Raw genomic sequence first — 11,764 nt, 5'->3', positions numbered from 1 at the left:
GCCGGCGTCGAAGCGTTCGTCGGCGGCGGGCCGTCCCAGGCAGAGCGTTTCCCAGCCGATGAAGCCCGCCTGGCCTTTCAGGTCGATTCGCGTCCGGATATCGGCGAGTGCCCCCGGGAAGACAATGTTCTCCTGGGGCAGCCACTCCAGGGCGCCGCCGTCGGCGACGTTCAACCTCTGCTCCATGTAGGCGCGTGGACCGGCGCTGCGGTAGAACTTGGTGGCGCCCGGTGTGGTGATGAGGGCGCCGGCTTCGGCTGCCGCCGCGGCGCGCACGCTAAGTTCGTCTCCGCCGACCACGCCGCCCGGCGGATGCAGCAGATAGACGTGGCAGGCGCCGTCGCCGGGGTGGAAGGGGCGCTGTACGGCCAGCGGTCCGCGCTGGATTCGCTTTGCCAGCACGGTTCGTCCCGCGCGGGGTTCGAAGCCGAGTTCCAGTCGCGCCTTCCATCCACTACTCTGTTGTGGCATCACCGCGACCATGTTTCACACCGTGAGATAGCGGCGGACCAGGCCGTCGCCCAGCTCGTCAATCGCGCCGTCGGCCACTGCGTGTCCGCGGTCCATGATGCAGAAGCGGTCCGCCACGCGGCGGGCGAAGGGCAGCTTCTGCTCCACCAAAAGTACGGTCAGTCCGCGCTCCTCGTTGAGCAGGCGGATGATGTCTCCGATCTCCTCAACGATGTTGGGCTGAATGCCTTCGGTGGGCTCGTCGAGGATGAGCAGTTTGGGGTCGATCACCAGGGCCCGGCCTATGGCGAGTTGCTGCTGCTGACCACCGGAGAGGTCGCCGCCGCGGCGCTGGCGCATCGCGTCCAGTACGGGAAAGAGTTCGAAGATGAACTCGGGGATCTCCCTTTCCCGGTCGCGCCGGGCCGGCAGGCCGATACGCAGGTTCTCCTCCACGCTCAGCTGCGGGAAGATCTGCCGCCCCTGGGGCACGTAACCGATGCCGAGTCCGGCCCGCTTCTCCGCAGCCTGCCCGGACAGTTCCTGATCTTCAAAGCGCATAGTGCCGCCACGGGTCGGCAGCAGGCCCATCACGCACTGCAACAGGGTGGTCTTGCCGACGCCGTTGCGCCCCATGAGGCAGGTGCAGCGGCCCTTCTCGGCCTGGAAGTCGAGGTCGCGCAGGGTGTGGCTTTCGCCGTAGTACTGGTTGAGTCCGTTTACCGTCAGCATGCGTCACCTCCCAGGTACACCTCGACCACGCGCGGGTCGTTCTGCACCTGCTCCATGCTGCCCTCTGCAAGCACGCTGCCCTGGTGCAGAACGGTGACCCGGTTGGCGATGGAGCGTACGAAGTCCATGTCGTGCTCCACCACCACCACCGAGCGTTCGCCGGCCAGGGATCGCAAAAGCTCGGCGGTGCGGTCCATCTCCTGATGGGTCATGCCCGCCACCGGCTCGTCTACCAGCAGCAGCTTGGGGTTTTGCATCAGCAACATGCCGATCTCCAGCCATTGCTTCTGGCCGTGGGAGAGTGCCCCGGCGCGAAGGTCGCGCTCGGTGGTGAGGCCGATGCTCTCCAGCACTTCGCCAATGCGATCGCGCTGTTCACCGGAGAGCCGTGCCGTGAAGGTGGGCCAGACGCGCTTGTCGCCGGCCATGGACAGCTCCAGGTTGCAGAGGACGCTCTGGTTTTCAAATACCGTCGGCTTCTGGAATTTGCGGCCGATCCCCTGGTTGGCGATCTCCGGTTCGGAGAGGGTCAGCAGATCGATGCGCTGGCCGAAGTAGACGGTGCCGGTGTCGGGCCGGGTCTTGCCGGTGATGATGTCCATCATCGTGGTCTTTCCCGCCCCGTTGGGACCGATGATGCAGCGCAGCTCGCCAGCGTCGATGTAGAGGTTGAGATCGTTGATGGCCTTGAAGCCGTCGAAGCTCACCGAGACATCTTCGAGGTAGAGAATGGTGTTATGGCTGATGTCGAGGCGCGGGTTGTCCGCCGGGATCATGAAGTCGAAGACCCTGTCGCGGCGCATCACCTCCCGCGGCATGCTCAGCGTGTCCTGAAACAGATTCATGCGCTCGCCTCCTTGCGCCGTAACAGGCCGGTAACGCCGCGCGGCAGGAACAGGGTGACCACCACGAACAGTCCGCCCAAGGCGAACAGCCACGCCTCGGGCATAATGCCGGTGAAGGTGGTCTTGGCGTAGTTGACCAGGATGGCGCCCACCACTGCCCCGTAGAGCGTGGCGCGGCCGCCCACCGCCACCCAGATCACCAGTTCGATGGAGTTGAGCGGGGAGAACTCACCCGGGTTGATGATGCCCACCTGCGGCACGTAGAGCGCACCGGCGATCCCGGCGAGCACCGCCGAGAAGGTAAAGATGGCGAGCTTCACGTGTTCCACCCGATAGCCGATGAAGCGGGTGCGGGCCTCGGCGTCGCGAATCGCGAGGCTCACCCGTCCCAGGCGCGAGGTGACGATGGCGCGGCAGGCGACATAGCCCAGGCCGAGGGCCACCGCGGAGGCGACGAACAGCGCCACGCGGGTGGTGTCTGCCTGGAGATTGAAGCCGAGGATCTCCTTGAAATCGGTCAGCCCGTTGTTGCCGCCGAAGCCCATCTCGTTGCGAAAGAAGGCGAGCATCAGGGCGTAGGTGAGCGCCTGGGTGATGATGGAGAGGTAGACGCCGGTGACCCGCGAGCGGAAGGCGAACCAGCCGAAGGCGAAGGCCACCAACCCCGGCACCAGCATCACCATCAGCGCGGCGAACCAGAACTGGTCGAAGCCGTACCAGAACCAGGGCAGCTCCTGCCAGTCGAGGAACACCATAAAGTCAGGCAGGTCCGGATTGCCGTAGACGCCGCGGTCGCCGATCTGGCGCATCAGGTACATGCCCATGGCATAGCCGCCCAGGGCGAAAAAGGCGGCGTGGCCCAGGCTGAGGATGCCGAGATAGCCCCACACCAAATCCACCGCCACCGCCAGCAGCGCATAGGTGAGGTATTTGCCCGTCAGCGTGAGGGTATAGGTGGAGAGGTGCAGCGGGCTGCCCTCGGGCACCGCCAGATTGAGGATCGGGACCAGCACGGTGATCACCGCGAGCAACGCCAGCAGCGTCTGTCCGCCCCGGTCCCCGGCGAGGATTTGCTTCAGGAACATCGTTCAGCCCTCCGCCGCACGGCCCTTCTGCGGGAAGAGTCCCCGCGGGCGCTTCTGAATGAACAGGATGATGAAGGCGAGCACCAGGATCTTGGCGAGCACCGCCCCCGACCAGGGCTCCAGCACCTTGTTGGCCACGCCCAGCGAGAGCCCCGCCACCAGGGTGCCCCAGAGATTGCCGACGCCGCCGAAGACCACCACCATGAAGGAGTCGATGATATAGGCCTGCCCCAGGTTGGGGCCGACGTTGGTGAGCTGGCTGAGCGCGACACCCGCCACCCCGGCCACCCCGGAGCCGAGGCCGAAGGTGAGTGCATCGACCCATTCGGAGCGAACGCCCATGGCCCGCGCCATGGCCCGGTTCTGGGAGACCGCACGCACCTGAAGGCCCAGCGGCGTCTTCTTGAGAATGAACAGCAGCGCCGCGAACACCAGCAGGCAGAAGGCGAATACGTAGAGCCGGTTGTAGGTGAGGGTCAGTGCCGAGTTAATCTCCAGCGCCCCGCTCATGAACTCCGGCGTCGCCACGCTGCGGTTGAGGGGCGAGAAGATGGTGCGCACCGTCTGCTGGAGGATGAGGCTGATGCCGAAGGTGGCCAGCAGCGTCTCCAGGGGCCGGCCGTAGAGATGGCGAATCACGCCGCGCTCTATGGCGATGCCCGCCAGGGCGGAAATCAGAAAGGCGGCGGGGATGGAGACCAGGATGGAGAGGCCGATGTGGTTGGGCATCAACTGCTGCACCACGTAGGTGGTGTAGGCGCCCAGCATGATGAGTTCGCCATGGGCCATGTTGATGACACCCATCACCCCGAAGGTGATGGCGAGGCCGATGGCGGCGAGTACCAGCACCGAGCCGAGGCTCAGGCCGAAGAAGAGGGTCTCCCCGAAACCGGACAGGTCGCGGTTGAAGGCGATGGCCTTAAGGGCGTTTTGCGCCGCCTGTTTTACCTCGGCGCTGGCCTCCCCTTCAGCCAGGTCGTGCAGGCGCAACGTAGCAACCGGCTCGAGGCTGCCGTGCAGCCGTTCGATGGCGGCGAGTCGAAGGGCCTTGTCTTCGCTCTCGAGATCACGCAGGGCGAGGGCCGTATCAATGGCCTCGCGAATGGTAGCGTTCGACTCGACCTGCTGTCGGGCCTCCAGCGCGCTGGCCGTCTCGTCGTCGAGTCCGCCGCTCATCTCCCGCACTGCCGCCAAACGGAGGGCCGGGGCGTCACTGTTGAGACTGAGGGAGGCGATCTGCCGGCGCAGCACACTCCGCAGGGCGTTGTTGATGACGACCCGCTTCGCCTCGCGCCGGTCCTTGATGCCCAGCTCCTCACCGGTCAACACCTCGGTGATTCGGTAGCCGCCCTCGGCCTTTTCGGCGTAGACCACCGTGCGGGCGTAGCGCAGGTAGCGCACATCACCGTCGAGCAGTCTTTTGAGCAGCGGCAGTGCCCGTTCATCCCCCGACTCGGCAATGGAGACGATGGCCGTCTCCTTGGTGCGGAAGCTGCGTTCAGTCAACTGAACGATCGCCTGCTCGAAGCCATCCGCCGCCGATACCGGCAACGGTGCGCCGGCCAGCAGCAGGAGGGTCGCGAACAGATAGAAAACTCGTTTGATCATGCCTGCCTCGTGTCTAAGACTCGAACTTCCGGGGCTGAGGCGGTGGGGTTCGTTCCTCACCCCACCCTACGAAACTCTCGGTGAGAGGCCCGCCCTCGGGGCGATTCAGTTCGTTGAACGAATCGCGGCGAGGACACCGCTCCCACACTACAGTTAGAAGTTCTGCCCGGAACAGGTCTTTTCCTTGACGTTGTAATTGCCGCAGGAGAGTGGCGCACGCCAGTCGGAGATGATGTCCTTAGAGCCCGGCAGGAAGTCGGACCAGGCATCGCCCGGCACGGTGCCCGACGTTTCCCACACCACGGCGAACTGCCCGTCATCCTGGATCTCGCCGAGGAGTACCGGCTTGGAGATGTGGTGGTTGGGCATCATCGCCGCGTAGCCACCGGTTAGGTTGGGGACGCTGACACCGATCAGGGCGTCCTGGACCACTGAGGGCTCGGTGGTGCCCGCCTTGCGCACCGCCTCGACCCACATGTTGAAGCCGATGTAGTGGGCCTCCATCGGGTCGTTGGTGACACGGTCGTCGTTCTGAATGTAGGCGTGCCAGCTGTCGATGAAGTCCGTGTTGGCCTCGGTATCGACACTCATGAAGTAGTTCCAGGCCGCCATATGGCCGACCAGGGGTGCGGTGTCGATGCCCGAGAGCTCCTCTTCGCCCACCGAGAAGGCGACCACCGGGATGTCTTCGGCGGAGAGCCCCTGGTTGCCGAGTTCCTTGTAGAAGGGCACGTTGGCATCGCCGTTGATAGTGGAGACCACGGCGGTCTTCTTGCCGGCGGAGCCGAAGGTCTTGATGTCGGAGACGATGGACTGCCAGTCGGAGTGACCGAAGGGCGTGTAGTTGATCATGATGTCCGAATCGGCCACGCCCTTGCCCTTGAGGTAGGCCGCGAGGATCTTGTTGGTGGTGCGCGGATAGACGTAATCGGTGCCGGCCAGCACCCAGCGCTCGACACCGATTTCATTCATCAGGTAGTCGACGGCGGGAATCGCCTGCTGGTTGGGCGCAGCCCCGGTATAGAAGACGTTCTTGGAGGACTCCTCGCCTTCGTACTGCACCGGGTAGAAAAGCACGCTGTCCAGCTCCTCGACCACCGGCAGCACCGACTTGCGCGAAACGGAGGTCCAGCAGCCGAAGATGACGTCCACATCCTGCTGGTCGATGAGCTCGCGCGCCTTCTCGGCAAACAGCGGCCAGTTGGAGGCGGGGTCCACCACCACCGGCTCCAGCTTCTTGCCGAGCAGACCGCCCTTTTTGTTCTGCTCCTCAATGAGCATGAGCATCGTGTCCTTCAGCGTGGTCTCGCTGATGGCCATGGTGCCGGAGAGCGAGTGCAATACACCGACCTTGATGGTGTCGGCCGCCTGAACGGCCATCGAGGTGGTCAGAGCCAGCCCGGCGGAGAGCGCCAGGGCCGAGCGCTTCATGCGATGCGCAATGGTCTTCATGTGATCCCCTCCCTTAGAGGTTTCCGTGCAAAAGCGATTCGTTCGTTTTGCCGGAGGGGATTGCAACGGCTGTGCCATGCAGATAAACGCCCTAAAAAACAGGGTGTTGGCATTATGCGGGTCGTAACGGGAAAGTCCTATGCACCGGGAGTGTGCGTGGATGGTGGTCGTTTTGGAAAGCCGTGCTCAACACTGGTGCAGATACGCTGGTTACCGTTCAGTGCTGGTAAATCGAAACGCGAGGAGTCAAGCGCAAAGGAGGGTATCGACGACGCGCAACTCTGCAAAGAGAAGCGTTTCCCCGCGTTCGAAGCGGCGGGTCAGCTCATTCCCGCAGACGCCTACATGGATGTAGGTGGTAGAGCAATGCAGGAGCAATTGCCGAGAAAGGCGCGGCGTACGCAGCGGGCGACGCAATGGTAGTAGGGGGTTGCCTCGAGCGAGACGAGGGCTTTCCTTGGTTTGGGCATGGCATCTATTCAGGATGGCAATGGCTTCGAGTGGGTGTCCGAGTTAAGTACTGGGTCAGAGATAACCGCCCGGTACCATCCAGTAGACCCGCACAACACCACGCGTTAGGATAACCCCGTACTCAGGCGGCCGAAGCGCCCGGTGAAGTCGAATCCGGGCGAGGGCGTAATACAAAACCCGGCCAGGAGGAAACACCCCCTCCCCCTCCGGGAAACAACCCCGCCGCACCTGATAGCCAAGTGCCCCAAACGGACACACGGACGACTATCAGGAGAACACAATGGAAGAATACAAAAACGCCAAGGAGGACCTCCTCCTGGCCGCGTCGCAAGTGCGCCTGCTCGCCGACTTGCTGTTGCCGTCCACCGACCTCCAGGATGTGGACCGGGCCGCCTGTGCCCATGTCCTCCAGGACCTGGCCAGCCGGCTGGAACAGGATTTGGATTGCCTCGAAGCCTGTGTCCGCGACATCAACTCGAAGTTCTTCGACAGGGAGGACCGGGCATGAGCGCAATCATGGAAACCGCCGGCCCGCCGGCCTGGTACAAAATGAAAAAACGGCCCAAACACCTACCCGCCTCCAAGCTCGACGAGCTGAATGCAATCGTCGCCGCCATCCGCGAGCGCCACGATATCGAGATGATCATCCTCTTCGGCTCCCACGCCCGCGGCGACTGGGTCGAAGACCGCTACGAAGAGGACCACATCACCTACGAATACCACTCCGACTTCGACATCCTCATCGTCACCGCGGACAAAAAGAGCGAACGCAACGTCGCCTACGACAACGACCTCAAAGACGCCCTGGAGCCGCGAGCAGACGGCACCCGCGTCAACTACATCGTCCACACCATCCACCACGTCAACCAGATGCTCTCCGAACGGCGCTACTTCTTCATGGACATCCTCAAAGAGGGGTACCTGCTCTATGACTCCGGCCGCTACAAGCTGGCACGGCCGCCAAAGGAGTTGCCGCCAAAAACGCGATTGCGACATGCGGAGGAGTATTTCGAGGAGTGGATGGATAGCGCCGATGGATTCTTTGAGGGTGTAGGGTTCTACCAGTCCCGTGGGCGCCTCAAGATCGCCGCATTCCAGCTGCACCAATCGGCCGAGCGCTACATCACCTGTCTCCTCCTCGTCCAGACCGGCTACCGCCCCAAGGAGCACGACCTCCAGAACCTGATCAACCAGGCCGCCGGCTTCGACCCCCGCTTCACCGATGTCTTCCCCAAAGACACCGACCAAAACAAACGTCTCTTCGACCTCCTCCGCCGCGCCTACGTCGACGCCCGCTACAGCAAGCGGTACGCCATTACTGATGATGAGCTGAGCGCCATCGCCAGGCGGGTTGAGGATTTGAGGGAACTCACAACGGAAGTGTGTGAAAACAAGATTGCAGGATTGCGACATGCAGCCGAAAGCGACCAAGCCTGAACAGACGCCGATCGCACGACCTATGTTCCTCGCTGACGGTTTTCGGTTTTTCACGGTCTTATACAGAATCTGTATAACATGACAAATTACGTATTCTGTATAAACCACTGTTAGATGATTAATATGAGCATTTCTCAAAGATTTAGAATATTTATTCTTGGAGCAGGTTTTTCAGTTCATGCTGGACTGCCTCTTGGTGCTCGATTGTTCGAATTGGTGCGAAAAAAAACAAGAAATAAGTACGGTAGGGATAATAAGTTAGAAGGTGATTTGGATTGGTATCTGAAATACAGAAAAAGGTGCGATGGACTAGAGGAACATTATCCAGTCGACTATGAAAAGTTTATGTCTCATCTCGATTTAGAGCACTATTTGGGGCTTAAGGGAAGTGATACATGGAGTGATGAAGGCAATGAATCACAGTTAATGATCCGAAACGGAATAATGGAAGTTATATACTCAATGTCTCCATCGACCCCAACCGACGAGTGCATTAAATTCTGTGAAAATTTATTGCCTTCTGATGTAATACTAACGTTTAACTATGACACCCTGATAGAAGACACATTAGATTATTTAGGAAAACCATATAGGTTATTTCCCAATAGGCTAAAAGAAGTAGGTTTAATGTCCTCAACAATAGATAGTGAAGCCGAAAAAGGGGAAATTGTAATTAGCAAGCTTCATGGCTCAATTGATTGGTATGACAAGCTTCCTTATCTAAAAGAACGAGAACTAGCTACTAAAAGTAAACATCCCTGGGAGTCTAGGCACCCGGTATTTAAAGAAGGAGCATCAGTTGATCATCGACAAATTGTTGAAGGGCCTTTTGAAGAAGACGATCCCTTTCAGTTTGTATATAGGGTAATTGATCTGTCTCAAGTAATAGATGCAAAGTTTTGGCAATCTTCGCCCCTAATATTGTCACCTTCTAGCTCAAAAATATTATATGCAAACCCACTTAAATCACTATGGAGAGGATTGCAACAAGCAGGAGGGTTAAATTTCGGGCTTGGAGTCATCGGATACTCGCTTCCGCCTTATGATGAATACGCTAGACAAGCGCTTTACTATCTTATGCGAAACTACACTGAATACGAGTATGACTCAGAGATGATGGGTCTTAAAAAGGGGCCTGCGAAAATCATTGATTATTGTAGTCCTAGCTCGTCCGATTGGCAGATTCGAAAGAATTACTCATTTATGAATTGGGATAGATGTGAATTGAATACATCGGGCTTGAATAAGGAGAGTATTTCTTGGCTTATGAAGTAGATTCATCATCTAACAATTGCATTCAGCCGACCCATTTCCGCGGCGTTTCGTTTGTGGCAGATGCCACAAGCCTCACATCACTACAATGGTCGGCTGATGCTTGGCGTTAAATTTTAAGAAAGAGTTGGGAGGTCAACTTGACGAACGAAAGTGATAATAAAAAAGAAGACGTAGCCACCCAGACCAACGGCGGTGGAAAGAAAAAGTCGAGAGGAAGTGCGCCCAGACCCATCCCAGCCAATACCCTGGAAGACGCATTAGCGATTCCTCAAGCTTTGAAGGAATATAACGGAAGTAATCCGTGGGCGCCTGCTGATTTAGCCAAAGTGCTTGGTGTTGGAGCTAAAGCCAACAAATTTTACTATTTATCTGCGAGTTCTAGAGATTATGGCCTGACCGAAGGAACCAGCAGGTCTAGTGAAATTGGTTTGACGAATCTTGCAAATGAATTTCTTTTCACTCCACATCCTGCCGAAGAACACTTCGCTTTAGAAAAGGCCTTTTTTAAAGTAGATCTCTTCCAAAAAGTGTACTCATATTATAGCGGCGGAGATCTCCCCGAGATGAAGTACCTTGGAAATACACTTCAGGGTACATTTGGCTTAGAGCCTGAGTTTCATGAAGACTTTTATAACCTTTATCAAGCTAACCTGGAATTCATAAATAAATTCTCGAAGAGCAGTGAGAGACAAATCGAGGTCGTAGATCCAGCGAAACGCGATCACCTAGTTGTAACTGGCTCTCCTCAAAAATCAGTCGGGGAGCTTACCGTGGCATTTGTAGCAATGCCATTTAGTGAGAAAACCGGCAAATATCCGGACGGGTTTTATCGTGAAGTTTTAAGAAACCTTATAACCCCGGCGGGTGTAGAGGCGGGTTTTAAGGTTGAAACTGCCAGAAAAGATGGCAGCGATATCATTCATTCGACTATTGTGAATGATCTTTTAGATGCGGATCTGGTTATAGCTGATTTGTCGGATCACAATCCAAATGTTCTATTCGAGCTGGGTGTAAGAATGGCCCATGACAAGCCTGTTGCTCTTATACGCGCAAAAGGAACAGGGCAAATATTCGATGTTGATAATTTGCTTCGAGTATACGACTACAACCCGAATTTGTGGAAATCTACATTAGAAGACGACATTCCTAATCTTGTAAAACACATTAGAGCGACTTGGGAAAACCGGAATTCACAGACATCATATATGAAGATCCTACGTGGAAAAGAAATTTAACAAACGGCTGCACAGCGACCGGTTTTTCGTCGCTTCGCGGCTCCAAACCGGCGCGTGAGCAGAGCGTTGGGCGCAGTTACGCAGGAGGTGGTAAGTGGATTCCAATACTATCGCCTATGTTGGGATGTGGACTGGAATCATCGGGGCACTTTCCGGCATCGCTGGCTCCATCATGGGGTTCGTGGCATATCGGCATTCCCGGAAGGTCAGGGAAGCAGACCGCCGCTTGGAACTGGATAAATTGAGGAACGCCGCACACATCGCGGCAGTTAGCCTCGTTGATCTATTGCCGAGGGCGCTTCAATCTCGAAAGGCTGTCCTGAATGCGCGAGGAATGCTTCATTCTGGCCTAATGCAGCGATTTCAGGAGCAGTACGAGCAAGACCTTGAGCGTGCTACCGAGCTTGCAGGCATGGTTCCGAATACTCAGGCCGATTTCGATTCCCTTTCGGCTGATGATCTAGAGAAGGAAATCACCGAACTCGACCGCGCTAAGGGGTGGATTGACGAACTCCTAGGCACTTACCAAGCCGCCCTGGCGGAAGACGAAAAGATGAGGGAGGAAATTCGAGCCAATGCTCTCGCAAAGAAGTGAATTAACGCCCAACAAGGCGCTCGTTCGGACGCAAACTACGCTGCGCTTCGTTTGCGCCGCACAGCTTTAACGTTATGAATATTGGGATATTCACCTTACTGTCATTAGCTTTAGCGCTTGCCTCGACCGGCTGCGCTCCAATACCTCATTCTCATTATTATGCGCCAGCAATTAGAGGCACTGTAACAATAAATGGCGCCCCAGCTACACATACTAAAATCTATATGGGCAGCGCCATTACGAAGACGAGCTGCGAGAAAGACCCAATAAAAACTACCACCAATGAAGATGGAGAGTTCGTTATTGGCCCGATTAAGGAATTTAGATTATTGGTAACGTTCTTTGGGGATCCATATGAAATATGGGAATTGTGCGCTGAGCACAAAGGGGAAATCAAAAAACTACTTCAATTCGATGCCCACTTTTCTCCAGAAAGGTTAGAGGTTAAGTGCGAACTCACACTTGAGGAAGAAACCCATATTGAAGCTGTGCGTGGGCTAAGCGGCTTGTGCGAAGCAAGCAATTCATAACGAATAAGGATAGATCGCGCGTAGCCGCGATCTTATCCCGGTGTTGGAC

Annotated in this window: 13 protein-coding genes; 7 read left to right on the top strand and 6 right to left on the bottom strand. The window is 57.3% G+C overall.

Annotated elements, in window-relative coordinates; all coding sequences use genetic code 11:
- The 6 genes from Q7L05_RS15510 to urtA form a co-directional block, all read right to left on the bottom strand.
- Positions 1–471: urease accessory protein UreD (locus tag Q7L05_RS15510; RefSeq protein WP_303908751.1), on the bottom strand; the 471-nt coding region annotated here is incomplete at its 3' end.
- A gap of 15 nt (positions 472–486) precedes the next feature.
- Positions 487–1,182 (bottom strand): urea ABC transporter ATP-binding subunit UrtE, encoded by a 696-nt coding sequence (gene urtE, locus Q7L05_RS15505; RefSeq protein WP_303908748.1) that lies wholly within the window; start codon positions 1,180–1,182, stop codon positions 487–489.
- On the bottom strand, positions 1,176–2,027 hold the full coding sequence (urtD, locus tag Q7L05_RS15500; RefSeq protein ID WP_303908745.1) for an urea ABC transporter ATP-binding protein UrtD: 852 nt from the start codon (positions 2,025–2,027) through the stop codon (positions 1,176–1,178). Before urtD ends, urtE begins: the two co-directional genes overlap by 7 nt.
- Positions 2,024–3,112, bottom strand: a complete 1,089-nt coding sequence (urtC, locus tag Q7L05_RS15495) for an urea ABC transporter permease subunit UrtC (RefSeq protein WP_303908743.1) — start codon at positions 3,110–3,112, stop codon at positions 2,024–2,026. Before urtC ends, urtD begins: the two co-directional genes overlap by 4 nt.
- 3 nt (positions 3,113–3,115) lie before the next feature.
- Complete coding sequence (urtB, locus tag Q7L05_RS15490) at positions 3,116–4,720, bottom strand: urea ABC transporter permease subunit UrtB (RefSeq protein WP_303908739.1); 1,605 nt, start codon at positions 4,718–4,720, stop codon at positions 3,116–3,118.
- Positions 4,721–4,873: 153 nt separating this feature from the next.
- Entirely contained in the window at positions 4,874–6,172 is a 1,299-nt protein-coding gene (gene urtA / locus Q7L05_RS15485; protein ID WP_411293345.1) for an urea ABC transporter substrate-binding protein, read from the bottom strand.
- Positions 6,173–6,286: 114 nt separating this feature from the next.
- Here urtA and Q7L05_RS15480 point away from each other — a divergent pair, with 114 nt between their 5' ends.
- The 7 genes from Q7L05_RS15480 (at position 6,287) to Q7L05_RS15445 (ending at position 11,715) form a co-directional block, all read left to right on the top strand.
- A complete protein-coding gene (locus tag Q7L05_RS15480) occupies positions 6,287–6,595 on the top strand; it encodes a hypothetical protein (RefSeq protein WP_303908757.1) in 309 nt (102 codons plus the stop codon).
- Between the two features lie 328 nt (positions 6,596–6,923).
- The gene (locus tag Q7L05_RS15470; RefSeq protein ID WP_303905020.1) at positions 6,924–7,151 is read left to right on the top strand and encodes a hypothetical protein; all 228 of its coding nucleotides are present in this window, start codon (positions 6,924–6,926) and stop codon (positions 7,149–7,151) included.
- Positions 7,148–8,080, top strand: coding sequence for a HEPN domain-containing protein (locus Q7L05_RS15465; RefSeq protein ID WP_303908735.1), 933 nt, complete (start codon positions 7,148–7,150; stop codon positions 8,078–8,080). Before Q7L05_RS15470 ends, Q7L05_RS15465 begins: the two co-directional genes overlap by 4 nt.
- 123 nt (positions 8,081–8,203) lie before the next feature.
- Positions 8,204–9,355 (top strand): SIR2 family protein, encoded by a 1,152-nt coding sequence (locus Q7L05_RS15460; RefSeq protein ID WP_303908732.1) that lies wholly within the window; start codon positions 8,204–8,206, stop codon positions 9,353–9,355.
- Positions 9,356–9,492: 137 nt separating this feature from the next.
- Positions 9,493–10,590: a hypothetical protein gene (locus tag Q7L05_RS15455; protein WP_303908729.1), complete on the top strand. Its 1,098-nt coding sequence runs from the start codon at positions 9,493–9,495 to the stop codon at positions 10,588–10,590.
- A 94-nt stretch (positions 10,591–10,684) separates the two neighbouring features.
- On the top strand, positions 10,685–11,185 hold the full coding sequence (locus Q7L05_RS15450; RefSeq protein WP_303908726.1) for a hypothetical protein: 501 nt from the start codon (positions 10,685–10,687) through the stop codon (positions 11,183–11,185).
- Positions 11,186–11,259: 74 nt separating this feature from the next.
- Positions 11,260–11,715, top strand: a complete 456-nt coding sequence (locus Q7L05_RS15445) for a hypothetical protein (RefSeq protein ID WP_303908724.1) — start codon at positions 11,260–11,262, stop codon at positions 11,713–11,715.
- Positions 11,716–11,764 lie beyond the last annotated feature (49 nt).

Origin of the sequence: Thiohalomonas denitrificans (assembly GCF_016841685.1) — a bacterium.
Classification (GTDB): domain Bacteria; phylum Pseudomonadota; class Gammaproteobacteria; order Thiohalomonadales; family Thiohalomonadaceae; genus Thiohalomonas; species Thiohalomonas denitrificans_A.
Note: the sequence above shows the minus strand (reverse complement) of the source record. Positions and strands in the feature narration are given on the sequence as shown.